Below are 24,483 nucleotides of genomic sequence, written 5' to 3' on the forward strand. Positions count from 1 at the left end.
AGCCAACGGCGAACGCCAAGCCATTATTCCGAGGCATTTTCGTGTCGCTCGCGGTGCAAATGCTCAGGACATGCCCTTGGCGCGGCGGCCCAACTCGCGGGTGATCTCCCGGTCGGCGTCGCGCTTGGCCAAGTCCTGGCGTTTGTCGTGGGCCTGCTTACCGCGGGCCAGCGCCAGCTCGACCTTGACCTTGCCGTCGGAGAAGTACATCGACAACGGCACCAGCGTGAGGTTGCCGTCGCGGATCTTGCCGATCAGGTTGTCGATCTCCCTGCGGTGCAACAGCAGCTTGCGGTTGCGCCGCGGCGCGTGGTTGGTCCAGGTGCCGTGGTGGTACTCGGCGATGTGCACGTTGCGCAGCCAGATCTCGCCGTCGTCGACGGTGGCGAACGCGTCGGCCAGTGAGGCCTGGCCTTCGCGCAGGCTCTTGACCTCGGTGCCCATCAACGCGATACCCGCCTCATAGGTATCGAGAATCATGTAGTTGTGCCGCGCCTTGCGATTGCTGGCCACAATCTGCTTATTGCCGGCGGGGCTGGACTTCTTGGTCGCCACTAGTTCACGACTACCTTCGTATGTAGAGCCGCAGCGTCACATACGCGGTGATGCCGGACATCGCCAGGCCGAGGAACAGCATCCACGGTGCGCTGAAGTAGAGCACGTCAGCGTAGTCGACCCGGGCAATCAAATTCGACTGATAAAACTGGTCCAGCGCCTTCTCCAGGAATACCGCTCGCACCACGATCAGCCCGACGATCGCGATCACCACACCGATCAGGGCCGCGATCATCGCCTCCACGAGGAATGGCAACTGGGTATACCAGCGCGTCGCGCCGACCAGTCGCATGATGCCGATTTCGTTGCGCCGCGTATAGGCGGCCACCTGAACCATGTTGGCGATCAGCAGCACCGCACCGATCGCCTGCACCAGCGCCACCGCGAAGGCGACGCTGCTGAGGCCGTCGAGCACCGCGAACAATCGGTCGATCAGGTCCTTCTGGTTGAGCACGTTGAGCACACCGGGCTGACCCTGCATCGCCTTGTCGAACGCCTCGTGCTGCTCGGGGTCGTTGAGCTTGACGATGAACGACGCCGGGAACGCGTCCTTGCCCGCGACATCCTTGTACTGCGGGAACTTCTTGATCGCGTCGTCGTAGGCCTGCTCGCGGTTGAGGAAGCTCAGCGAGCGCACGTCGTCGCGGTCGTCGATCATGCGGTACAGCGTCTTGCACGCTTCTTCGTCGCAGTTGGGATCGTTGGCCGAGATGTCGTCGGTCAGGAACACCTGGCTCTCGACGCGGTCCAGGTAGATGTCGCGGGACTGGTCGGCCAGCCGCACCACCAGCAGACCGCCACCGAACAACCCGATCGAGATCGCGGTGGTCAGGATCATCGCCACCGTCATCGTGACGTTGCGACGAAGCCCGGTCAGAACTTCATTGACAAGAAAGCCGAAGCGCACTTAGCGATCCATTCCGTAGACGCCGCGCTGCTCATCACGGATCAGCCGGCCGAGTTCGAGTTCGACGACCCGCTGGCGCATGGAGTCGACGATGTGATGGTCGTGGGTGGCCATCAGCACCGTGGTTCCGGTGCGGTTGATCCGTTCCAGCAGATCCATGATGTCCTTGCTGGTCTCGGGATCCAAGTTTCCGGTGGGCTCGTCGGCGATCAGGACCAGTGGGCGGTTGACGAAGGCCCGCGCGATGGCGACACGCTGCTGCTCGCCACCGGACAGTTCGCTCGGCAGCCGGTTGGCCTTGCCGGATAGGCCGACCATCTCCAGCACGTCCGGGACCACCCGGTTGATCACCTCGCCGCGCTTGCCGATCACCTCAAGGGCGAACGCCACGTTCTCGAACACCGTCTTCTGCTGCAGCAGCCGGAAGTCCTGGAACACGCAGCCGATGACCTGGCGCAGGCTCGGGACGTGCCGGCCGGGGAGCTTATTGACGTGAAACTTGGACACCCGGATGTCACCCGAGGTGGGCGTCTCGGCTGCCAGCAGCAGCCGCATGAACGTCGACTTGCCCGAACCCGAGGGACCGATCAGGAAGACGAACTCACCCTTGTCGATTTTCAACGAGACGTCGTCGAGCGCTGGGCGCGCCGAAGACTTGTAGTGCTTCGTCACGTGGTCGAGGGTGATCATCACGGCACGCCAGTGTAGCGGGGCGAGAGCATCGGGCTGGTCAGGCTATCGCGGCAATGTCGGCGCCACCGGCTCCAGGGCTGGTTGCTGCTGCTCGACCGGCGGCGCCGGAGCCGGGCCGGGGCCCAGCGGCAACGTGAAGGGCGGCAGCAGTCCGGGGCCGTCCGGATCGATCACCGTCGTCCGCGGAGCGCCCGGCGGCGGCGTCGTGGTGGGACTCGTCGGCGCACCGGGAGTCGTGGTCTCGGTCGTCTCCGGCGTCTCGGTCGGCGTCGTGGTCGTCGGGATCGTGGTCTCGGTCGTCTCCGGGGTTTCGGTCGGCGTCGTGGTGCGGGGCGGCTGCACCTTGGTCCGCGGCACCCAGGTGTAGTCAGGATCGGGCACGAATCCGGGCGGCACCACCTGGGTGTCGGGCGACTGCGGTGCGGCCTGCTGCGGCCGGTACTCCTGCTGCACCCAGGACAGCGCGATGAAGACGACGATCAGCACCACCGTCGAGGTGCGCAGCCGCCCCACCCGGCTACGCCAGACGCGGTCGGCGGCGGCGGTCACCCGCGAAAAGTCGAGTTTCTTCACTTCTTCGGCTCCTGCGCCGACGCAGATGTCGCGGCCGTCTCGGCAACCGGCTGGCTCATGACGTCTCCTGCCGCGGCGACCGACGCGCCTGACGAGGCCACGCCGGCGCGGCGCAGCGCGCGCACCACCCGTATTCGCAACCGTCGGCCCACGTCGAACTGCTTGCCCGGCAGGGTCCGGGCGACCATCCGCAGGTTCACGGTGTCGACTCCGAGGCTCTCGATGCCCATCAGCTGGGGCTTGTCGAGCAGCAGCTTGGACAGCTCGCCGTCCTCGGCCGCCTTCTCGGCGACATCGTTGAGGACGTCGTTGACCATGTTGAGGTCGACCGTGGCCGGTACGGGGATGTCGACGACTGCGCGTGCCCAGTCCTTGGACAGGTTCAGCGCCTTGACGATCTGCCCGTTGGGCACGGTGTACATCTCGCCCTCGGACGACCGCAGCTTGGTGACGCGCAGCGTGACGTCCTCGACCGTGCCCTCCGCCTCGTTGGCGGCGGCGATCGTCAGCCTGACGAGGTCACCGAAGCCGTACTGCTTCTCGGTGATGATGAAAAAGCCGGCGAGCAGGTCCTGCACGATGCGCTGCGCACCGAAACCGAGCGCGGCGCCCAGGACCGCGGCCGGGGCGACCAGGGAGGCGACCGGCACTTGTAGGGCGTCGGTGACCTCGACGAGCACGATGATGAACAGGACTGCCACCGACACCCAGGAGATCACCGAGGCGACCGCCTGCCGATGCTTGGCGCTCTCCGAGCGCACCAGCTGATCGCTCTCCTGATACTCCGCGTCGATCCGGCGCACCACCCGCTGCGCCGCCCAGTTGATGAAGCGTGCGGCCAGCAGGCCGCCGATGATCAGCAGGGCGATGTGCAGGCCGGTGGTCAGGATCCACACGCCGATCTCGCCGCGCCAAAAATCGTGCCAGCGCTCGGCGAGGGGAAGGGCTAGCACTGTATTAGTCGTCGTCATCTTTTCTGTTGCGCCATCTGATCCCTGCTTCCAGGAATCCGTCGATGTCTCCGTCCAGCACCGTGGCCGGGTTTCCGACCTCGTACTCGGTGCGCAGATCCTTCACCATCTGATAGGGGTGCAGAACATAGGACCGCATCTGGTTACCCCACGAGCTGCCACCGTCGCCCTTCAGCGCATCCATCTCGGCGCGCTCTTCCAATCGCTTGCGCTCCAGCAGCCGTGCCTGCAGCACGCGCATGGCCGCGACCTTGTTCTGCAGCTGGGACTTCTCGTTCTGACAGGTCACCACGATACCGGTGGGGATGTGGGTGAGCCGGACCGCGGAGTCGGTGGTGTTCACCGACTGCCCGCCGGGACCGCTGGAGCGGTACACGTCGACCCGCAGATCCCCTTCGGGAATGTCGATGTGGTCGGTGGTCTCCACGACGGGCAGCACCTCGACGTCGGCGAACGATGTCTGGCGCCGGCTCTGGTTGTCGAACGGGCTGATCCGGACCAGCCGGTGCGTGCCCTGCTCGACCGAGAGGGTGCCGTAGGCGAACGGGGCGTGCACGGCGAAGGTCGCGCTCTTGATCCCGGCCTCCTCGGCGTAGGACGTGTCGAACACCTCGACCGGATAATCGTGCTTCTCGGCCCATCGGATGTACATCCGCATCAGCATCTCGGCCCAGTCCGCGGCGTCGACGCCACCGGCGCCGGAGCGGATCGTCACGACGGCCTCGCGCTCGTCGTACTCACCCGACAGCAGGGTGCGGACCTCGAGGGTTTCGATCTCCTCGCGAAGCTTGGCGAGCTCGGCGTCAGCCTCTGCCAGCTCGTCCTCACCACCTTCCTCGGCGGCAAGTTCGAACAGCACCGGCAGGTCGTCGACGCGCTGACGCAGGTCCTGCACCCGGCGCATCTCGCTCTGCGCATGCGAGAGCTCACTGGTGACTTTCTGCGCGCGCGACTGGTCGTCCCACAGCTTCGGATCGGAGGCCTGCTGCTCGAGCATGTCGATCCGCTGGCGCAGGCCATCGATGTCGAGCACCCGCTCCACGGTCGTCAGGGTGGTGTCGAGTGCGGCTACGGCTGCTTGGCGGTCTGGATCCACGAATGTTCAGGGTACCCGGCGGCATTTCGGCGGCAGTTCTCTCCGACTGGCGGCAGCGCAGACGATCTGTGTTTAGCATCGGGTGGTACCCGTCACAGCACGCAGTTGAGTCGGGCTGTGACGGCTTTTCCGCTCTAAGAAGGCAGGGTATGCGCCCATATCATGTAGCGATCGTCGGCTCCGGCCCCTCGGGATTCTTTGCTGCCGCATCGCTGCTCAAGTTCGCCGATTTGCCCGACTCCGATCGCGACGTGCGAGTGGACATGCTCGAAATGCTGCCGACCCCGTGGGGGTTGGTGCGTTCGGGAGTGGCGCCCGACCACCCCAAGATCAAGTCGATCAGCGCGCAGTTCGACAAGACCGCGGCCGATCCCCGGTTCCGGTTCTTCGGCAACATCAAGGTCGGCGAGCACATCACTCCGGCCGAGCTGGCGCAGCGCTACGACTCGGTGGTCTATGCCATCGGTGCGCAATCCGACCGGGCGCTGCATATCCCCGGGGAAGAGTTGCCCGGCAGCGTCGCCGCGGTGGATTTCGTCGGCTGGTACAACGCCCATCCCCATTTCGACGGCATGGCACCCGATCTCGCGGGCGGACGCGCGGTGGTGGTCGGCAACGGCAACGTCGCACTGGACGTGGCCCGCATCCTGGTCAGCGACCCACAGGCCCTGGCCAACACCGACATCGCCGACCACGCGCTGGCCTCTCTGGACACCCGCGGGGTGGAAGAGGTCGTCGTGATCGGGCGCCGCGGACCGTTGCAGGCGACGTTCACCACGCTGGAACTCCGCGAACTCGGCGACCTTGAGGGGCTGGGCGACGTCGACGTCATCCTCGACCCGGCCGATTTCGACAGCATCACCGACGAAGACCTCGAGGCGGCGGGAAAGACCGTCAAGCAGAACATCAGGGTGCTGCGGAAGTACGTCGATGAGCAGCCGCGAGAGGCCAAGCGGCGCATCGTGTTCCGCTTCTGCACCTCCCCCATCGAATTGCGCGGCGAGGATCGTGTCGAGTCGATTGTGCTGGGCCGCAACGAACTTGTCCGTGACGCGGACGGCCGCATGGTGGCCAAGGACACCGGCGACCGCGAAGAGCTACCCGTCCAGCTGGTGGTGCGGGCGGTCGGTTATCGGGGTGTGCCCACACCGGGGCTGCCGTTCGACGAACGCTCCGGCACCATTCCGCACACCGGCGGACGCATCGACGGCAGCAGCAACGAGTACGTGGTCGGCTGGATCAAACGGGGACCGTCCGGCGTGATCGGCAGCAACAAGAAGGACTCCCAGGACACCGTCGACACCCTGCTGGAAGACCTCCGGGCCAGCGGAGTCGACGAGCGCGGCTCCGAGTACGAGCGCGAACTGGCCGAATGGCTGCTGGAACACCAGCCCGCCCTCGTCACCGGCGACCACTGGCAGCTGATCGACGCGCATGAGCGCGCCGCAGGCGAATCGGTGGGGCGCCCCCGGGTGAAGCTGGCGAGCGTGGCCGAACTGCTCCGGATCGCACACGCCTGATCAGGCCGGCGGCGGTCCGTCCGGCGGCGGCTCCGCGGGCGCGAAGGCCCACTTGTCCGGGTTGCTCGGCGAGTAGACGACCGGGAAGAGGGTTCCCATGGCCGGCCAGTTGTTCACGTCGACAGCCATCCGCTGATACACGACATGCTCGCTGACCGTCGGTCCGGTGATGACGCCGGTGATGGTGACGTACTGCTCCCCCGTCGCGTCCGGACGCGGGCTCACCCCGGTCACAAGCAGGGTGCCGTGCGCCAGTTCACCGCGAATTCCCCGGCGCCGCATGATCCGTGGTGCCAGTAGCAGCACCAGAGCACCCACGAGCAACAGGAGTATGCCGAATTCCCACACCAGGCCATGGTAGGACTGCAGCCATGAGTTCCGTCGCGGATGACATGGCATTGGCCCTCGAACTGGCCGACCAGGCCGACGCACTGACCATGGATCGCTTCGGCGCCCTGGATCTGCACATCGAGACCAAGCCCGATCTGACCCCGGTCACCGACGCCGACCGTGGCGCCGAGGAAGCACTGCGCGACTCGCTGGCGGCGGCCCGCCCGGACGACACGGTGTTCGGCGAAGAATTCGGTGGGACAACGACTTTGACCGGCCGCCAGTGGGTGATCGACCCGATCGACGGAACCAAGAACTTCGTCCGCGGCGTCCCGGTGTGGTGCACGCTGATCGCACTGCTCGACGACGGCGTCCCGACCATCGGGGTGGTCAGTGCGCCGGCCCTGGCGCGGCGCTGGTGGGCCGGGCTGGGCCAGGGCGCGTTCGGCTCGTTCGCCGGGGCGACCCGCAAGTTGTCGGTGTCGGGCGTCACGGACCTCGCATCGGCAAGCCTGTCGTACTCGGACCTGACGACGGGGTGGGAGCACCGTCGCGACCGGTTCGTGGAACTCACCGACGCGGTGTGGCGGGTACGCGCCTACGGCGACTTCTGGTCGTACTGCATGGTCGCCGAGGGCGCGGTCGACATCGCCTGCGAGCCCGAGGTGAAACTGTGGGACATCGCCCCCCTCGACATCCTCATCCGCGAGGCCGGCGGCACCTTCACCAGCATCGACGGCGCCGAGGGCCCGCACGGCGGCAGTGCGCTGGCCACCAACGGGCCGCTCCACGCCGCCGTGCTGGACCGGCTCGCCGGCAACTGAGCTCACGGCTGGAGGACGATCCGTCCACGTACGCCGCCTTTGGCGAGTGTCCGGTGGGCATCAGCCGCCTGATCCAACGGCAGCACGGAATGCACCCGGGCCGGCAGCTGCCCCGACACCGTACGGGCCAGCAGGTCGGCAAGCCGCATGCCGTCGGGGTGGGCCGTCACGGCCGCGACGGCAATACCGCGTTCGGTCGGCAGCTGGGAACTCGGCTGCACTCCGACGAACCGCCCGCCGTCGCGGACCAGCGCGAGCGCCGACTGCTGCATCGCACCGGCGTCCGCGACCGCGTCCCACCCCGGTTCGGCGTCCACGGTGAAGTCTGCTCCCAGACTGCGGACGAACTCCTCGTCATGTTCGCGGGCCAGACCGGTCACCGTCCAGCCGCGCTCCTGGGCGAGCACGAGCAGGTAACCCCCGACCGCGCCGGCGGCACCGGTGACCAAGAGGCGGCGACCGCCGGCGGCCGCGTCGCCGAGCAGATCGAGGATCTGCGCTGCGGTCAATCCGTTGAGCGGCAACGTCGATGCGGCGATCAGGTCCAGCGCGCCGGGCACGACCGCGACGTCGGCGGCGGACACCACCAGATACTCGGCGTAGGTGCCGTAGTCCCGGTCGAATCCGGCCACCACCCCGGCGACGCGCGTGCCCACGGCCAGATCCACACCAGGACCGGCAGACTCGACGGTGCCCGCGAAATCCCAGCCGAGCCCGGTCCAATTCGGCTGGTCCACCAGCCCGAGATCGTGGAAGACGCCGGCGACCACAGCGAGGTCGACAGGGTTGACCGTGGCCGCGGCGACCTTCACCCGGACCTGGCCGGGACCCGGTTCGACCAGGGGGGCATCGACGATCTCGATTGAATCCGGTCCGCCCGGAGTACGGACGACCGCTGTGCGAAACGTGGCAACAGACATGAAAATTCACTCCTTTTGGAACCTTGTGGGGAACTGCTCTCGTACTCCACGATGGAGGGGTAACTCTCCAATGGGAAGTACGCACCTCGAAGTGCGTAACTCACCTCGGATCGAATGGAGCCGGCGTGCCGACGACAACCGCGGCCCAGAAGCGGGCACGAGCAAAGCTGGAATACGACGCCTTCCTGGCGAACTGCCCCAGCCGCCAACTGCTCGACCGGATCAGCGACAAGTGGGTCGCGCTGATCCTGGCGGCGCTCGGCGGCGACGGTCCGCACCCGGGGGCCGGCGACGTGGGCGAACCGCGTCAGATGCGCTACTCCGAGCTGTCCCGGCGCCTGGCCGGAGTCAGCCAGAAGATGCTCACCCAGACGCTGCGATCCCTCGAGCGCGACGGGTTGCTCACCCGCAAAGTGACCCCGAGCGTGCCGGTCACAGTCACCTACGAGCTCACTGAACTGGGTTTTTCCCTGCACCACCTGATGATCGGGATCAAGTCATGGGCCGAGGCCCACATGGACGAGGTGCGTCTGAACCGCGAGCAGTACGACCGGATTTCGCCGGCGGAACCCTGAGTGCAGGCGGTGTGAAGTTGGTAACAGATGCCGTACCTTACTCCGGAGTAAGATACGGTCAGATGCGTCGCCACGACCAGCAGAGGCAGCTGACATGACCAACACCCTGCCGTCCAAGAACGGCACCCCCTCCCGTCCCTCCAGCTCCGGCCAGCAAAGCGCTGTCGGACTGCACAAGCACAAGCGGACAGCGACCGACATCGGGTTGGCGCTGATCACGCCCATCGTCGGTCAGGAATTTCTGGACCGCTACGGCCTGCGCGATCCGCTCAACCGCGGCCTGAAATACGGTGTCAAGCAGGCATTTTCGGCCGCCGGTGCGGCCACCCGGCAATTCCAGCGGGTTCAGGGCCTGGGCAAGGCCCCGACCCGCTTGAAGTCCAGCGGGGCCGACTACTTCGACCTGACCCCCAACGAAGACCAGCAGATGATCGTCGAGACGGTCCGGGAGTTCTCCGCGGAGATCCTGCGACCGGCCGCGCACGACGCCGACGAGGCCGCCGTCTACCCGGCGGACCTGATCGCCAAGGCCGCTGAACTGGGCATCACCGCCGTCAACGTGCCCGAGGACTTCGACGGCATCGCCGAGAACCGCAGCACCGTCACCAACGCACTCGTCGCCGAGGCACTGGCCTACGGCGACATGGGTCTGGCCCTGCCGATCCTCGCCCCCGGAGGCGTCGCCTCGGCACTCACCCACTGGGGCAGCGCCGACCAGCAGGCCACCTACCTCAAGGAATTCGCCGGCGAGAACGTGCCGCAGGCCTGTGTGGCGATCGCCGAACCGCACGCCCTGTTCGACCCCACCGCGCTCAAGACCACCGCGGTGCGCACCCCCAGCGGCTACCGCCTGTCCGGGGTCAAGTCGCTGGTTCCGGCCGCCGCCGATGCCGAGTTGTTCATCGTGGCAGCGCAATTGAACGGCAAGCCGGCGTTGTTCATCGTCGAGGCCTCGTCACCGGGTCTCACCGTCAAGGCCGATCCGAGCATGGGTATCCGTGCGGCCGCCCTCGGCCAGATCGAGCTCGACAACGTGGCGGTGCCCCTGGCCAACCGGCTGGGCGAGGATGGCGCCACCGACCAGGACTACAGCGAGGCCATCGCGCTGTCCCGGCTGGGCTGGGCCGCGCTGGCGGTCGGCACCTCGCACGCGGTGCTCGACTACGTCATCCCGTACATCAAGGAGCGCACCGCGTTCGGTGAGCCGATCGCCCACCGCCAGTCGGTGGCGTTCATGACCGCCAACATCGCCATCGAGCTCGACGGCCTGCGGCTGATCACCTGGCGCGGCGCCGCCCGCGCCGAGCAGGGCCTGCCGTTCGCCCGTGAGGCCGCCCTCGCGCGCAAGCTCGGCACCGACAAGGGCATGCAGATCGGCCTGGACGGCGTGCAGCTGCTCGGCGGTCACGGTTACACCAAGGAACACCCGGTCGAGCGCTGGTACCGCGATCTGCGGGCCATCGGCGTCGCCGAGGGTGTCGTGGTTATTTGATCCAGCCGTCATTCCATTTCTTGAGCTGAAAGACTAATCATGGCAATCAATCTGGAAATGCCCCGCAAGCTCCAGGCGGTCATCGAGAAGGGCCACCAGGGCGCCGCCGAGATGCTTCGCCCGATCTCGCGCAAGTACGACCTCGCCGAGCACGCCTACCCTGTCGAGCTGGACACGCTGGCCACGCTCTTCGAAGGCATCTCGGAAGCCAAGACGATCTCGTTCGCCGGTGCCGAGGCCTTCCGCGACGACGCCAACACCAAGGGCGAGCACGTCACGGTCAACGGGGCCAACATGTCCGCACTGCTCAACGCGCTCGAGGTCAGCTGGGGCGATGTCGCCCTGCTGCTGTCGGTGCCGCGGCAGGGCCTCGGCAACGCCGCCATCTCCTCGGTGGCCACCCCCGAGCAGCTCGACCGCCTCGGCAAGGACGTGTGGGCCGCGATGGCCATCACCGAGCCGTCGTTCGGGTCGGATTCGGCGGCGGTGACCACGACCGCGGTGCTCGACGGCGACGAGTACGTGATCAACGGCGAGAAGATCTTCGTCACCGCGGGTTCGCGGGCCAGCCACATCGTGGTGTGGGCGACGCTCGACAAGTCGTTGGGCCGGGCGGCCATCAAGTCCTTCATCGTGCCGCGCGAGCACCCCGGCGTCACCGTCGAGCGCCTGGAGCACAAGCTGGGGATCAAGGCGTCCGACACCGCGGTTATCCGCTTCGAGAACGCGCGCATCCCCAAGGACAACCTGCTGGGTGATCCGGAGGTCCACGTGGAGAAGGGTTTTGCCGGGGTCATGGAGACCTTCGACAACACCCGGCCGATCGTGGCGGCCATGGCGGTCGGCATCGCCCGGGCCGCGCTGGAGGACCTGCGCGCGATCCTCACCGATGCCGGCATCGAGATCTCCTACGACAAGCCGGCCCATGCGCAGAGCGCCGCCGCGGCGGAGTTCCTGCGGATGGAGGCCGACTGGGAGGCCGGTTACCTGTTGACCGTCCGCTCCGCTTGGCAGGCCGACAACAGCATCCCCAACTCCAAGGAAGCCTCCATGGGTAAGGCCAAGGCTGCCCGGGTGGCCAGCGACATCACCCTCAAGGCAGTCGAGATGGCCGGTACCACCGGCTATTCCGAACAGACCCTGCTGGAGAAGTGGGCCCGCGACTCCAAGATCCTCGACATCTTCGAGGGCACTCAGCAGATCCAGCAGCTGGTGGTCGCCCGCCGCCTGCTGGGCCTGTCCTCGGCCGAGCTCAAGTAGCTCTTCCGGCGAGCAGACGCGAAACCCCCCAAGACCACGGTTTTGGGGGGTTTTCGCGTCTGCTCGGCCAATAGGGTGAGGCCATGGATACGTTTCAAGCACTGGTAGCGAGGCAGGACGGCGACGACATCGTCGCGGCGGTCGAAACACTGCAGGCATCCGATCTGCCGGCCGGCGAGGTCACCATCCGGGTGCTGTACAGCAGCGTCAACTTCAAGGACGCGCTCGCGCTGACCCCCAAAGGCGGTGTGGTGCGCGACTATCCGATCGTCCCGGGCATCGACCTCACCGGTGAGGTGGTGAGCTCGGAGTCCCCGGACTTCGTGCCCGGCGATCTCGTACTGGCCCACGGCTATCAGATCGGCACCGGTCATCACGGCGGCTACGCCGAATACGCGCGGCTGCCCGCCGATCAGGTGGTAGTGCTGGGTGCGTTGAGTCCGCGCGAGGGCGCGGCGATCGGCACCGCTGGGTTCACCGCCGCCATGAGTGTCCTCGCTCTCGTCGGCCGCGGTATCAAGCCGCCGCACGGACCGATCGTGGTGACCGGTGCGACTGGCGGGGTCGGTTCGGTGAGCGTGGACCTGCTGGCCGCCGCCGGCTATCAGGTGGTGGCGTCGACCGGAAAGCCCGAGCAGGCCGATCACCTTCGCGCATTGGGGGCATCCGAGGTGATCGGCCGCCTCCCGGCCGATCCCGACGCCAAGCCCCGTCCCCTGGGCCGGACCCGGTGGGCTGCGGCGGTGGACTGTGTCGGCGGTACCACGCTGGCCGAGGTGCTGAGCACCCTGGAGTACGGCGGGGCCGTGGCGGCCAGCGGGCTGACGGGCGGCGCGGCCCTGAACACCACCGTGATGCCGTTCATCCTGCGCGGGGTATCGCTGCTGGGCATCGATTCGGTGCAGCTACCCATCCAGCCCAGGCGCGAGTTGTGGGCACAGCTGGGCGGACCGCTCAAACCGCGTCACCTCGATGAGGTCACCCATGAGATCGACGTCAAGGACGTCGTCGAGGTGCTCGACGAGGTCCGCGCCGGCCGGTACTCCGGCCGCGCAGTGGTGAAGGTGGCCGGCGGCTTCTAGACCGCGGACACCCCACACAAACGAAATCGCCCAGAACACGTGGTGTTCTGGGCGATTTCGTTATCGCGTGCTGTTCGGCTCAGCCGAGCACCCGCTGCAGGTCCGGAACCATGGCCTGCAGCTCCCGGCCCCAGTAGGCCCAGTTGTGCGTGCCGTTGTCCGGGAAGTTGAACACACCGTTGGTGCCGCCCGCGGCGATGTAGTTGTCCTGGAAGGTGCGGTTGGTCTTGATGGTCAGGCCTTCGAGGAAGGTGGCAGGCAGGTCGCCGCCGCCCAGCTCGTTGGGCTGTCCGTTACCGCAGTAGATCCAGAGCCGGGTGTTGTTGGCGACGAGCGTCGGGATCTGCAACATCGGATCGTTGCGCTTCCACGCGCTGTTCGGGTCTTCCGTCGGACCCCACATGTCGTTGGCCTTGAAGCCACCGGCGTCACCCATGGAGATGTTGATCAGGAACGGCCACCAGCCCTCGGAGGGGTTGAGGAAGCCCGACATCGATCCGGCGTAGATGAACCGGTCCGGGTGGTAGGTCGCGAGGATCAGCGAGGCCGAGCCGGCCATCGACAGACCGATTGCGGCGTTGCCGTTGGCTGCGACGTCGCGATTGGCGGCCAGCCATGCCGGCAGCTCGTTGGTCAGGAACGTCTCCCACTTGTAGGTGACGCAGCCGGCCTTACCGCACGCCGGCGAGTACCAGTCGGTGTAGAAGCTGGACTGACCACCGACCGGCATGACCACCGACAGACCGCTGTTCAGGAACATCTCGAACGCGTTGGTGTTGATGTCCCAGCCGTTGAAGTCGTCCTGGGCGCGCAGGCCGTCGAGCAGGTACACCGCGTGCGAACCCGGCCCACCGCTCTGGAACTGAATCTTGATGTCACGGCCCATCGACGGCGACGGGACCATCAGGTACTCCACCGGCAGGCCCGGCCGGGAGAATGCCCCCGCGGTCGCCGATCCGCCGGTAACGCCGATCAAGCCAGGCAGCATCAGCGCTGCCACAGCCGCCACCGTCATGCGGCGGGCCCAATGGCCACGAATCTTGTCAATGAAGGTCATACTGCGAATCCATCCGTCTTCCGGTCATTACGCCATTTGCGCGGTCGGCGATCAGCATCGCCAAGCGACACCACAGCGACGGAGTCACTGCACTGTCACGCCCGCCCGTCTGAGCCGGTGCCTCTGAAGAGCGGACCGAAGAATTCAGTTGTTGCGCCATGAGTAAATCACGGGCCCACGACGGGGGAAAACCCGCCGCGCGCCGCCGAACTGCATATCTTCGGATTCAAAAAAGTGAATTCGGCTTTATCTATCACGGCCGCGCAGGCGATCTAGCTGGGAAAACGCCTCATACCCCCGGACGGCACCAGCGGCAGTCGATGAACGCCGATGCCTTTCCGTTCACAACTGGTGTCCGGAGGGTTATCCGATCGTCGCCAACCGGTTTTCGAAATGCCCGCCAGGAGCCGTTCCACAGCTCCGAAACCGGACCATACTAAAAAGTATGGTAGCTTTCGGGCCATGATCTCGCCCCCCACCGCCGACTGCGTCATCAGCCCCGAATTCGTCGCACGACTGGCCGACCGCGCCGCCGAAGCCGAGGAGTTGCGCCGGCTACCCGATGCCACGGTCACCGACCTCGTCGAGTCCGGTTTCACCCAGCTCCTGGTGCCCGCCCGTTTCGGCGGCCTGCAGGCCGATTTCCCGGCAATCCTGGATCCCGTGCGCCGGATGGCTCACGGCTGCACGTCGAGCGCCTGGACCATCGGCTTCCTGGCCCTGCACAACTGGATGCTGGCGCTGTTCGGTGAGCAGGCCCAGGAGGAGGCATTCGCCGGCCGCCCGTTCCTCGCCCCTGCCCCACTCGCGCCGACCGGGCGCGGGCTGCCGGCCGACGGCGGCATCCGCCTGACCGGCAGATGGTCCTGGGCCACCGGCGTCATGCACGGGAACTGGATCATCGTCGCCGCCCTGTGCGGACCCGACGACGCGCTGTATCCGGCGCTGGCGCTGCTGCCGATCGGCGATGTGACCGTGGCCGACGTATGGCACACCGACGGCATGCGCGCCACCGGCTCCAACGACGCCATCGCCACCGATGTCTTCGTGCCCGAGCACCGACTGGTGAAAGTGCTCGACATCTACTCCGGCACGGCCCCGGGCGCCGGATTGCACGACAGCACCGCCTACCGCTGGCCGATGGTGCCCGCCCTGGCTCTGCTGGCGGCGATGCCCGCCCTGGGCAGCGCCGAGCGGGTCACCGAGATCTACGCGCAGCGCCTCGGCGAACGCGTACTGCCCTATGAAGGGGTCATACAGAAGGACAAGCCGATCGCCCAGGCCCATCTGGCCGGGGCTCAGGTGCGGGTCCGCGCGTTGCGTGCCCTGCTGGCCGACACCGTCGGCGAGATCGAGGCCATCGTGGCGTCGGGCGACTCGGTGGACAAGCCGGTGCGCGCACAGGCCCGGCTGTCGGCCGCGCACATCGTCAGCGAGTCCAAGTCGGTGATCGCCGATCTCCTGGGCGCAGGCGGCGCGAGCATCCATTTCCTGTCCAGCCCACTGCAGCGGTTCAAGCGCGATGTCGACGTCCTGTCGGGCCACGTGGTGTTCGACTACGACACCAGCCGCGAGCTGGCCGGTGCACTGGCGCTGGGGATGAAGATCCCCCGGACCTCCATGATCTGAGGGAGCTGAACTGATGCGGACTCTGTGGATCGAGGCCAGCCCAAAAGGGGACGACGCGCTGTCCTCACAGTTGGCATTGGCCTATCTGGATGCCGCCGACGGCGTCGGCGGGGTGGAACGGTTCTCGGTATGGGACGACGATGTGCTGCGGTTCGGCCGGGATGCGGCGATCGCGAAGTTCGCGCAACTGTTCGGCGAACCGATCACCGAGGATCAGCAGGCGTTATGGCAGCAGGTGCTCGGCGAGATCGAGCGGGTGCGCGGCTTCGACCGCCTGGTGGTGTCCTCCCCCATGTGGAACTGGCATGTGCCGCATGCGCTCAAGGCGTGGATCGACATCATCGTGCAACCGGTGGCCAGCTTCACCCTGAACGAGCGCGGTGAACACGTCGGCACCCTCGGCGAGGGAAAACCGTTGCAGCTCATCCTGACCCGCAGCAGCGCGTACGACGGGCGCCACCCTGAGCTGCAGGATTTCCAGAAGCCCTATCTGGAGTACGTGTTCGGGATGCTGGGCTACCGCGTCGACACCCTTGTCGTGGAGCCCACCACCCGGTGGACACCTGCTGAACGGGAACAGATGCGCGCGGAGGCGGTCGAGCTGGCCCGGGAAGCCGCCCGCGCCGCCGAGGCCTGACCGGCGCTCAGGTCTGGGCCGGAGTACACGCCAACGCCTCGGTGATCGCCTCACAGAACGCGGGCAGATCGCCGGGAGCGCGGCTGGTGATCAGGTTGCCATCGATGCAGACCTGCCGATCCACCACGGTGGCACCGGCGTTGCCGAGATCCGTACGGATACTCGGATAGCCGGTCAGCGTGCGGCCGCGCACCACGTCCGCCTCGACCAGGGTCCACGGACCGTGACAGATCGCCGCGACGGGCTTGCCCGACCGGACGAAATCGCGGACGAAGGCCACCGCGGTTTCGTCGAGACGCAACTTGTCCGGGTTCACGGTCCCGCCCGGCAGGATCAGCGCGTCGAACTGATCGACCTTCGCCTCGGCGACCGTGCGGTCGACCGGAAAGCTGCCCGCGGGTTCGAGATCGTGATCGCGGGCCTGGATTTCGCCGGCCCGAAGCGACAGCAGCTCGACGTGGCCACCCTCGTTCTCGACGGCCGCGCGCGGTTGTTCCAGTTCGATGCGCTCCACACCGTCGGCGGCAAGGATCCCGACCCTGCGGCCTTCCAATTCCTTTCTCATGACAGTCCTTTCGTTGACACCGGCGGGCAGCAGAGAGCCTGGGCGCCCGCTCGAGGGCTACCCCGGGAGGCCGGACCCGAAACGCAGAAGTTCAGTCCCCCCGCCTCTTGTCACCGGCCGTAACAAAAAGTAAAGTCACTTTCAGTTTTTAGCCCGCACCCTTCAGGAGTCGAGCATGGAATCCTTCGTCCACCTGCGTAAAGGCAAGACCCCGAAACGGGTGCATGCCGACCTCGACGGCCTCAAGGACGACGAACTCGGTCGCGGCGGTTTCGTCGGCCGCACCGCCAACATGTACCGGCGCAACGACCCCACCGCCTACCGCACCGTCGGCCCGCTGCGCCCCACCGACGTGCTGTCCAGTGAGCTCAAGCCCAGCGACGCCACCGATGCCCGGGGCGGCCCGCTGCTCATGTTCTCCAACGCCGACTGCCAGGTCCTGCTGAGCCGGCGCACCGAGGAGATGCCGTTCTTCGTCCGATACGTCGACGGCGACCTGCTGTTGTTCGTACACAAGGGATCGGGCCTGCTGGAGACCGAGTTCGGCCCGCTGCGCTACCGCGAGGGCGACTGGGTCTACATCCCCAAGGCGTGCACGTTCCGCCAGGTGCCCGAGACCGAGAGCACGTGGCTCATGATCCAGGCCACCGAGGATTTCCGGGTCCCGCCGGCGGGCACCCTGGGCCGCCACTTCCCGTTTGACCCGGCGCAGGTGACCATCCCCGAACCGCAGCCCATCGACGATGACGGGCGGGACGAGTACGAGGTTCGGCTGATCCATGACAGTGGTCCGACTTCGCTGTTCTACCAACATCATCCGCTCGACGTGGAAGGCTGGCGGGGCGACAACTTCCCGTTCACCTTCAATATCGAGGACTACACCGTCATCACCTCCGAGAGCGTGCACCTGCCACCGACCGTGCACCTCTTCATGCAGGCCACCGGCGTGTACGTGATGAACTTCCTGCCCAAGCCCGCCGAGAGCGTGCCGGGCACCGAGCGCACCCCGTGGTATCACCGCAACGTCGACTACGACGAGATCGCGTTCTTCCACAGCGGTTCGCTCTACGGCATCCCGATGCCGCCCGGCCTGGTCTCCCATGCACCGCAGGGTGTTCACCACGGGGCACCAGAGAAAGCGCGGGAACGAGCCCGCCGCAAGTTCGACGACTACGACCGGGTCGACTGGTCGGTGATCGCCATCGACACCCGTCGCCGTCTCATCCCGTCCGCCGAAATCCTCGCCAACGATCTGGGGCAGCACTAGTGACCACCGTAGAAGCACCTGTGAAGCACGAATACGACCGCATCCCGTATCTGGTTGCCTACCAGAACAACTCGTCGGTGCGCGACGTGTACGGCGGTGTCGCCGAGCTCGTGGTGCTGGAGAGCTACCTGCTGCGGCCGAAATCGAAACCTTCCGATACGGTGCTGGTGTTCATGCACCCGATCGGCGGCGGCGCATACCTGCCGATGATCAATGCCCTGGCCCGCGCCGGACACCATGTCATCTACTGCAACAGCCGGTTCCGGGGCACCGACTCGGCACTGCTCATGGAGAAGGTGGTCGAGGATCTCGGCGAGTGCATCAAGGACGCGAAGAACCGGCTCGGCTACGACAAGGTGGTGCTGGCCGGGTGGAGCGGCGGTGGGTCGCTGTCGGTGTTCTACCAGCAGCAGGCACAGAATCCCACCGTGACGGCGAGCCCGTCCGGTGACGGGCCCGACCTCACCAAGCTCGGCCTGATCCCCGCCGACGGAATCATGTTGCTGGCGGCCCACATCAGCCGGCACGGCACCATGACCGAGTGGATGGACGCGTCCATCCTCGATGAGAACGATCCCTCCAAGCGCGACCCCGAGCTGGACCTGTACAACCCGGACAATCCCAACCAGCCGCCCTACACAGCGGAGTTCCTGGAGCGTTACCACCAGGCCCAGATCGCCCGCAACCGGCGAATCACCAAGTGGGTCAAAGAGAAGCTCGCCGAGCTCAGGGCCGCCGGGCGGCCGGATGACGAGTTCGCGTTCGTCGTGCACGGCACCATGGCCGACCCGCGATGGCTGGACCCCACCGTCGATCCCAACGATCGCAAACCCGGAACCTGTTATCTGGGTGATCCCCAGGTGGTCAACATGAGTCCCGTCGGCCTGGCGCGATTCTGCACGCTGCGCAGCTGGCTGTCGCAGTGGAGCTACGACGACGCCAACGGTGACGCCGTCAAGGCCGGCCCGGATATCGCGGTCCCCGCCCTGGTGATCGGGAACCTGGCCGATGACGCCTGCACGCCCAGTCACACCCGCCGGCTTTATCAAGCGATCGGTCACTCCGACAAGGAGATGCACGAGATCCCCGGCGCCAACCACTACTACTCGGGCCCGGATCAGCGCGGCACCTTGCGCCAGGCCGTCGCGATCTGCACGGATTGGCTGCACCGGCACGGATTTTCGCTGGATCCGGCATGACGACCGGAGCTTTGGACGGCATCAGGGTGATCGAGCTCGGCACCCTGATCTCCGGCCCGTTCGCCGGCAGGCTGCTCGGCGACATGGGCGCCGAGGTCATCAAGATCGAACTCCCGTCCACCCCGGATCCGCTGCGCACCTGGGGACAGGCCGAACTCGACGGGCACCACTTCTTCTGGACCGTGCACGCCCGCAACAAGAAGGCCGTCACCCTGGACCTCCGCACCGCCAAGGGCCGAGAGTTGTTCCTGGAGCTGGTCGAGCAGTCGGACATCATCGTGGAGAACTTCCGGCCCGGCACCCTGGAGAAGTGGAATCTGGGCTACGACGTTCTGCGCGAACGCAACAAGGGAATCATCCTGGTGCGGGTGTCCGGATACGGACAGACCGGCCCGGACGCCGGCAAGGCAGGTTACGCCTCGGTGGCCGAGGCGTCGAGCGGGCTGCGGCACATGAACGGGTTCCCCGGCGGCCCCCCGCCGCGGCTGGCCCTGTCGCTGGGCGACAGCCTGGCCGGCATGTTCGCCGCTCAGGGCGCCCTGGCCGCGCTGTACCGGCGGACCGTCACCGGCGAGGGGCAGATCGTCGACACCGCGCTGACCGAAAGTTGCCTGGCGATACAGGAATCCACCATCCCCGACTACGACATCGGCGGGGTGGTTCGCGGGCCGTCGGGCACGCGGCTGGAAGGTATCGCGCCGTCGAACATCTACCAGAGCGCCAACGGCAGCTGGGTGGTGATCGCCGCCAACCAGGACACCGTGTTCCGCCGGTTGTGCGCGGCGATGGGCAGCCCTGAGCTGGCGACCGACGACCGGTTCTCCAATCACGTTGCCCGCGGCCGCAATCAGGACGAGCTGGACAAGATCATCGGCGATTGGGCCGGCAAACGGCAGCCGGAGGAGATCATCGAAACCCTGTCGCAGGCCGGAGTTATCAGCGGGCCGATCAACACCGTGGCCGAGGTCGTGCAGGATCCGCAGTTGCAGGCCCGTGGCATGATCGCCGATCACTTCGACGAGCGGATCGGACGGACCGTGAAAGGCCCGGGCGTGGTCCCGGTGCTCTCCGAGTCACCCGGCACGATCCGCAACGCCGGCTCAGCCCGGGCCAGCACAACGACGAGGTGTACGGCGACCTGCTCGGGCGCAGTGCACAAGACCTGGAAACCCTGCGTACAGAGGGGGTGCTGTGAGATGAACCTGCCGACGAAGGTCGATATCCGCGAGGTGTGCCTGCGGGACGGCCTGCAGATCGAGACGCCGATTCCGTTGTCCGCCAAGGTCGCCATCCTCGAAGCGATCGTCGCCACAGGAGTGCGGGAGGTGGAGGCCACGGCATTCGTCTCACCTTCGAAAGTGCCGGCACTGGCCGACGCGGCCGAACTCGCCGAAGAACTACACAGATTCCCCGAGGTGGAGTTCTCCGCGCTGGTGGCCAGCCCCAACGGCGCCAAACGCGCCATCGCCGCCGGCCTGCGTTCGATCGAGTACGTGGTGTCCGCTTCCGATGCCCACTCCCATTCCAACGTGGGACGGACCTCGGCCGAGGCAACGGCACAGATCGCCGACATCGTGGCCATCGCGGGTGACAGCGACACCTCGGTGGAGGTGATCATCGCCACGGCGTGGGACTGCCCGTTCGACGGCCCGACCGATCCGCAGCGGGTGCTCGACATCGCCTCGGCTGCCGTCGGTTTCGGAGCGAGCCGCCTGGCGATCGCCGACACCATCGGCACCACAACCCCGCGCCGGGTCAGCTCGCTGATCGAGAAGGTCCGGCCGCTGATCGGTGACCTGCCACTGGGCGCACACTTCCACAACACCCGCGGCGCGGGACTGGCCAGTGCCTATGCGGCCGTCCAGTCCGGGGTCACCCGCCTGGACGCGTCGGTCGGCGGTTTGGGCGGCTGCCCGTTCGCGCCGGGTGCCAGCGGCAACATCGCCACCGAAGACCTGGTCTACATGTTGCGCGACAGCGATATCGAGGTCGATGTCGAACTGACCGCGGCCATCGACGCGGCCCGTGTCGCCCAGGATGCCGTGGGCCATGAACTTCCCAGCGCGCTGCTGCGGGCCGGCGACCGGATCTTGGGCTGAGGCGTCGATGACCGCCGCCGAGCTGGGCACCAAGGGCCGACAGACGCGGTCCGCCATCGAGTTGGCCGCGCGGAAGCTGTTCGCCGAGAGGGGCTTTCACGGCACCACCTTGTCCGACATCACCTCGGCCGCGGGCAAGAGCCCGGCGGTGTTCTATCGGTATTTCACCGACAAAGAAGATCTGCTGGCGGCGCTGGCCGAATCGTTCCTGCACGACGTCGTGGAACCATCCGGACTGAATCTGCACCTGCCGGACTCCCCCGACGACACCGACTTCTTCACCACGGTGGTCACCGGCTACTGGAACATCTTCAAACAGAACATCGGCATCATGATCGCGGTAGCCCAGCTGGCGGCCACCCAGCAGCGATTCGCAAACGTGCAGAACAAGTTCCGGCGGTTCGGCATCGACATCGTGATCGCGTCGGTGCGCCACGCCCAGGAACAGGGCCACGCTCAAGGACTGCAGCCGGAACACGTGGGCGCGGCGATCGCCTTGTTGTTCGAGAACTTCACCACCGTCTTCGTCGGCCAGTCCGGACTCGGCATCGAGATCGGCGATGCCGACGCCATCGCCACCCTGTCCACCATCTGGAAGAGAACCTTGTACGGCTTCTGACCCGAGCCTCTGACCCGAGAAAGAGAGATCATCGTGGATTTCGCTTTGCCCGAACATCTTTCATCCGTGCTCACCGAGATGGACGAGTTCATCGAGGCCGAGATCAAGCCGCTTGAGCGTGAGCACATGCAGTACTTCGACCAGCGCCGCGAATATGCCCGCACCGACTGGGAGAACGGCGGAGTGCCCGCCCGGGCCTGGGAGGACCTGCTCGACGAGATGCGTCGGCGTGCGGATGCGGCCGGGTGGCTGCGGTACGGCCTGCCCGCCCGATTCGGTGGGCGTGACGGCAGCAACCTGGACATGGCGGTCATCCGGGAACACCTGGCGCACAAGGGCCTCGGGTTGCACAACGATCTGCAGGACGAGTCCTCGATCGTGGGCAACTTCCCGCAGGTGATCATGATGGACCGGTTCGGTACCGAGGCGCAGAAGTCCGAATGGGTCGAGGCGATGCTCACCGGCAAGCGGTCGATGGCGTTCGGTCTGACAGAGCCCGACCACGGTTCGGATGCCACCTGGCTGGAGACCACCGCGACACCTGACGGGGACGGCTGGGTCATCAACGGGCGCAAGCGGTGGAACACCGGAGTACACCGCGCCACCCACGATCTGATCTTCGCCCGGACCTCCGGCGAACCCGGACAGGCCCGTGGCATCAGCGCATTCCTGGTGCCCACCGACTCCCCGGGCTTCACCGTCCCGTTCTACTGGTGGACGTTCAACATGCCCACCGATCACGGCGAGGTCGAGCTGAACAACGTGCGGGTGCCCGCCGATGCGGTGCTCGGCGAGGTCGACCGCGGCCTGGAGGTCGGGCAGACGTTCCTGCACGAGAACCGGATTCGTCAGGCGGCGAGCAGCTTGGGCGCGGCCCAGTTCTGTATCGACCGCGCGGTGGACTACGCCAACCGGCGCATGGTGTTCGGCAAGCCACTGGCGGTGAACCAGGCCGTGCAGTGGCCGTTGGTGGAACTGCAGACCGAGGCGCAGATGGTCAGGCTGCTGGTCCGGTACGCGGCAACGCAGTTGGACCACAACCACCACATGGAGGTGTCCGACAAGGTGTCGATGGCCAACTACCGCGCCAACCGCCTGGTGTGCGAAGCCGCCGACCGGGCCATGCAGGTGCACGGTGGCATCGGCTACAGCCGTCACGAACCGTTCGAGCACATCTACCGCCATCATCGTCGCTACCGCATCACCGAAGGTGCCGAGGAGATCCAGATGCGCCGGGTGGCGCAGCGGCTGTTCGGGTTCGGCAAGGCCAAGCGGTGAGCGAGGCCGCCCTCCTCGTTCCGCGGCTGGTCGAGGTCCTCACGCCGGTGCTGGGCGACGAACCGGCGGTGGAGAATCTGCGCGAGCTGACCGGCGGAGCCAGCCGCACCACCTGGTCCTTCGACGCCGTCACGGACTCGGCTCGGCGTCCGCTGATCCTGCGCACCGGCGCGCCCGACGAGATACATGCCGGGATGGAACTGGAGGCCGGCGCCCAACGGGCGGCGGCGCTGGCCGGGGCACCGGTCCCCCACGTTCTGGTCGCCGACAATTCCGTTGCCGCGCTGGGTGATCCCTTCCTGATCTGTGACTTCATCGGTGGCGAGACCATCGTGCGGCGCATCCAACGCCGGCTCGACGATGCCGGCCGGACCCGGCTGCTCACCCAGTGCGCACAGGCGCTGGCCGCCATCCACCGGGCCTCACCGCCCGCACTACCCGGTCTCGTCGAGCAGGACCAGCTGACCCAGTGGCGCGAACAGCTCGACGAGATGGGCGACACCACGGCCACTTTCGAGTGGGCGTTTCGCTGGCTGGCCGCCAACCGGCCGCCCGCGTCGCCAGTGCGGCTGGTGCACGGCGACTTCCGGATGGGCAATGTGATCGTCGACGACTCGGGCCTGGCCGCGGTCCTGGACTGGGAGTTGGTGCACCTCGGCGAGGTGTACGAGGACCTGACCTGGTTCTGCATCCGGGCCTGGCGGTTCGGGGCCCCGGCAGCCCTCGGCGCCGGCGGGCTGGGCAGCATCGAGAGTTTTCTGAACGCCTATGAGGAAGCCGGCGGCGCCACCCTCGACAGGTCGGCGATCCGGTGGTGGCTCGTGCTCGCCACGCTGCGCTGGGGCGTCATCTGCCGCTATCAGGCCGAACGTCACCTGAGCGGGCAGACCCGTTCGGTGGAGCTGGCCACGATCGGCCGTCGGGTCTGCGAGACCGAGTGGGACCTGCTGGGTCTGCTGGACGGGAGCAGCTGGTGAGCAACCTGTACGGACGGCCGACGGCGGCCGAGCTCGTCGCCGCCGTCGCCGAATTCCTCGACACCGAGGTGCGCGACAGTGAGACGGTCGCGGCTCCGGTGAAATTCCAGGCCAGGGTCGCGGCCAACGCGCTACGCATGGTCGAACGCGAACTGCTGGCCTCCGACACCCCGGATGGGGCCACTACCTCGTTGACGGCCCTGGCGGGTCTCGGGTTCACCGATGAGGCCGTGCTGGCCGCGGCGATCCGGGCCGGTGAACTCGACGACCGACCCGACGACGTCACCGCCTGCCTGCGTGCCCTGGTACGTCAACGGCTTGCCGCCGCGCATCCGGGCTACGACGAGCAGTGAACCCG

At 66.9% G+C, this 24,483-nt stretch carries 25 protein-coding genes and 1 pseudogene; 16 read left to right on the top strand and 10 right to left on the bottom strand.

What is annotated here, in order from left to right:
- Positions 1–63 precede the first annotated feature (63 nt).
- Genes smpB through prfB form a run of 6 tightly spaced genes read right to left on the bottom strand, consistent with a single transcriptional unit; the run spans position 64 to position 4,795 of the window.
- Entirely contained in the window at positions 64–555 is a 492-nt protein-coding gene (gene smpB / locus ACNQVK_RS27030; protein ID WP_036439802.1) for an SsrA-binding protein SmpB, read from the bottom strand.
- Between the two features lie 10 nt (positions 556–565).
- Positions 566–1,462: a permease-like cell division protein FtsX gene (gene ftsX / locus ACNQVK_RS27035; RefSeq protein ID WP_418031984.1), complete on the bottom strand. Its 897-nt coding sequence runs from the start codon at positions 1,460–1,462 to the stop codon at positions 566–568.
- Positions 1,463–2,152 (bottom strand): cell division ATP-binding protein FtsE, encoded by a 690-nt coding sequence (gene ftsE / locus ACNQVK_RS27040; RefSeq protein ID WP_044517000.1) that lies wholly within the window; start codon positions 2,150–2,152, stop codon positions 1,463–1,465. It abuts the gene before it with no gap.
- A gap of 45 nt (positions 2,153–2,197) precedes the next feature.
- Positions 2,198–2,728, bottom strand: a complete 531-nt coding sequence (locus tag ACNQVK_RS27045; RefSeq protein ID WP_418031985.1) for a hypothetical protein — start codon at positions 2,726–2,728, stop codon at positions 2,198–2,200.
- On the bottom strand, positions 2,725–3,699 hold the full coding sequence (locus ACNQVK_RS27050; protein ID WP_418031986.1) for a mechanosensitive ion channel family protein: 975 nt from the start codon (positions 3,697–3,699) through the stop codon (positions 2,725–2,727). The genes ACNQVK_RS27045 and ACNQVK_RS27050 overlap by 4 nt, the downstream gene beginning before the upstream one ends.
- Positions 3,686–4,795, bottom strand: coding sequence for a peptide chain release factor 2 (prfB, locus tag ACNQVK_RS27055; RefSeq protein ID WP_044516995.1), 1,110 nt, complete (start codon positions 4,793–4,795; stop codon positions 3,686–3,688). The genes ACNQVK_RS27050 and prfB overlap by 14 nt, the downstream gene beginning before the upstream one ends.
- Positions 4,796–4,944: 149 nt before the next feature.
- On the opposite strand from prfB, the gene ACNQVK_RS27060 reads away from it, so the two are divergent.
- Entirely contained in the window at positions 4,945–6,315 is a 1,371-nt protein-coding gene (locus ACNQVK_RS27060) for an FAD-dependent oxidoreductase (protein WP_418031987.1), read from the top strand.
- Here ACNQVK_RS27060 and ACNQVK_RS27065 read toward each other — a convergent pair whose 3' ends face one another.
- Positions 6,316–6,663, bottom strand: a complete 348-nt coding sequence (locus ACNQVK_RS27065; protein ID WP_418031988.1) for a hypothetical protein — start codon at positions 6,661–6,663, stop codon at positions 6,316–6,318.
- 23 nt (positions 6,664–6,686) lie between these two features.
- Here ACNQVK_RS27065 and hisN point away from each other — a divergent pair, with 23 nt between their 5' ends.
- Positions 6,687–7,469, top strand: coding sequence for a histidinol-phosphatase (hisN, locus tag ACNQVK_RS27070; protein ID WP_418031989.1), 783 nt, complete (start codon positions 6,687–6,689; stop codon positions 7,467–7,469).
- 2 nt (positions 7,470–7,471) lie between these two features.
- Here hisN and ACNQVK_RS27075 read toward each other — a convergent pair whose 3' ends face one another.
- Entirely contained in the window at positions 7,472–8,389 is a 918-nt protein-coding gene (locus ACNQVK_RS27075) for an NADP-dependent oxidoreductase (protein WP_418031990.1), read from the bottom strand.
- Positions 8,390–8,514: 125 nt separating this feature from the next.
- On the opposite strand from ACNQVK_RS27075, the gene ACNQVK_RS27080 reads away from it, so the two are divergent.
- The 4 genes from ACNQVK_RS27080 to ACNQVK_RS27095 all read left to right on the top strand — a co-directional run bounded on the left by ACNQVK_RS27080 (position 8,515) and on the right by ACNQVK_RS27095 (position 12,798).
- On the top strand, positions 8,515–8,964 hold the full coding sequence (locus ACNQVK_RS27080) for a winged helix-turn-helix transcriptional regulator (protein WP_418031991.1): 450 nt from the start codon (positions 8,515–8,517) through the stop codon (positions 8,962–8,964).
- 94 nt (positions 8,965–9,058) lie between these two features.
- Positions 9,059–10,456 carry an acyl-CoA dehydrogenase family protein gene (locus ACNQVK_RS27085; RefSeq protein ID WP_418031992.1) on the top strand — a complete coding sequence of 466 codons (1,398 nt, stop codon included), beginning with the start codon at positions 9,059–9,061 and terminating at the stop codon, positions 10,454–10,456.
- 39 nt (positions 10,457–10,495) lie between these two features.
- Positions 10,496–11,716 (top strand): acyl-CoA dehydrogenase family protein, encoded by a 1,221-nt coding sequence (locus ACNQVK_RS27090; RefSeq protein ID WP_418031993.1) that lies wholly within the window; start codon positions 10,496–10,498, stop codon positions 11,714–11,716.
- Positions 11,717–11,799: 83 nt separating this feature from the next.
- Positions 11,800–12,798, top strand: coding sequence for an oxidoreductase (locus ACNQVK_RS27095; RefSeq protein ID WP_418031994.1), 999 nt, complete (start codon positions 11,800–11,802; stop codon positions 12,796–12,798).
- A gap of 79 nt (positions 12,799–12,877) precedes the next feature.
- On the opposite strand, the gene ACNQVK_RS27100 is transcribed toward ACNQVK_RS27095, so the two are convergent.
- A complete protein-coding gene (locus ACNQVK_RS27100) occupies positions 12,878–13,855 on the bottom strand; it encodes an esterase family protein (RefSeq protein ID WP_418031995.1) in 978 nt (325 codons plus the stop codon).
- 462 nt (positions 13,856–14,317) lie between these two features.
- Between ACNQVK_RS27100 and ACNQVK_RS27105 the strand changes: the two genes are divergently transcribed.
- Both ACNQVK_RS27105 and ACNQVK_RS27110 read left to right on the top strand, forming a co-directional pair.
- Positions 14,318–15,484 (top strand): acyl-CoA dehydrogenase family protein, encoded by a 1,167-nt coding sequence (locus ACNQVK_RS27105; RefSeq protein WP_418031996.1) that lies wholly within the window; start codon positions 14,318–14,320, stop codon positions 15,482–15,484.
- A 13-nt stretch (positions 15,485–15,497) separates the two neighbouring features.
- The gene (locus ACNQVK_RS27110; RefSeq protein WP_418031997.1) at positions 15,498–16,121 is read left to right on the top strand and encodes an NAD(P)H-dependent oxidoreductase; all 624 of its coding nucleotides are present in this window, start codon (positions 15,498–15,500) and stop codon (positions 16,119–16,121) included.
- Positions 16,122–16,128: 7 nt separating this feature from the next.
- Here the strand turns inward: ACNQVK_RS27110 and ACNQVK_RS27115 are convergent, their stop codons facing one another.
- Entirely contained in the window at positions 16,129–16,686 is a 558-nt protein-coding gene (locus ACNQVK_RS27115) for a type 1 glutamine amidotransferase domain-containing protein (RefSeq protein WP_418031998.1), read from the bottom strand.
- Between the two features lie 175 nt (positions 16,687–16,861).
- Between ACNQVK_RS27115 and ACNQVK_RS27120 the strand changes: the two genes are divergently transcribed.
- The 8 genes and pseudogenes from ACNQVK_RS27120 to ACNQVK_RS27155 all read left to right on the top strand — a co-directional run bounded on the left by ACNQVK_RS27120 (position 16,862) and on the right by ACNQVK_RS27155 (position 24,478).
- A complete protein-coding gene (locus tag ACNQVK_RS27120; RefSeq protein ID WP_418031999.1) occupies positions 16,862–17,953 on the top strand; it encodes a homogentisate 1,2-dioxygenase in 1,092 nt (363 codons plus the stop codon).
- Positions 17,954–17,973: 20 nt separating this feature from the next.
- A complete protein-coding gene (locus ACNQVK_RS27125) occupies positions 17,974–19,152 on the top strand; it encodes an alpha/beta hydrolase family protein (RefSeq protein ID WP_418032000.1) in 1,179 nt (392 codons plus the stop codon).
- Positions 19,149–20,347, top strand: a pseudogene (locus tag ACNQVK_RS27130) (CaiB/BaiF CoA transferase family protein). Before ACNQVK_RS27125 ends, ACNQVK_RS27130 begins: the two are co-directional and overlap by 4 nt.
- 1 nt (position 20,348) lies before the next feature.
- Positions 20,349–21,251 carry a hydroxymethylglutaryl-CoA lyase gene (locus ACNQVK_RS27135; RefSeq protein ID WP_418032001.1) on the top strand — a complete coding sequence of 301 codons (903 nt, stop codon included), beginning with the start codon at positions 20,349–20,351 and terminating at the stop codon, positions 21,249–21,251.
- 7 nt (positions 21,252–21,258) lie between these two features.
- Positions 21,259–21,870, top strand: a complete 612-nt coding sequence (locus tag ACNQVK_RS27140) for a TetR/AcrR family transcriptional regulator (protein ID WP_418032002.1) — start codon at positions 21,259–21,261, stop codon at positions 21,868–21,870.
- A 33-nt stretch (positions 21,871–21,903) separates the two neighbouring features.
- Positions 21,904–23,148 carry an acyl-CoA dehydrogenase family protein gene (locus ACNQVK_RS27145; protein WP_418032003.1) on the top strand — a complete coding sequence of 415 codons (1,245 nt, stop codon included), beginning with the start codon at positions 21,904–21,906 and terminating at the stop codon, positions 23,146–23,148.
- Positions 23,145–24,125, top strand: a complete 981-nt coding sequence (locus ACNQVK_RS27150; RefSeq protein ID WP_418032004.1) for a phosphotransferase family protein — start codon at positions 23,145–23,147, stop codon at positions 24,123–24,125. Before ACNQVK_RS27145 ends, ACNQVK_RS27150 begins: the two co-directional genes overlap by 4 nt.
- A complete protein-coding gene (locus tag ACNQVK_RS27155; RefSeq protein ID WP_418032005.1) occupies positions 24,122–24,478 on the top strand; it encodes a DUF6285 domain-containing protein in 357 nt (118 codons plus the stop codon). Before ACNQVK_RS27150 ends, ACNQVK_RS27155 begins: the two co-directional genes overlap by 4 nt.
- Positions 24,479–24,483: the final 5 nt, after the last annotated feature.

The organism is Mycobacterium sp. 134 (genome assembly GCF_048282715.1).
In the GTDB taxonomy this organism is placed as follows: Bacteria; Actinomycetota; Actinomycetes; order Mycobacteriales; family Mycobacteriaceae; genus Mycobacterium; species Mycobacterium septicum.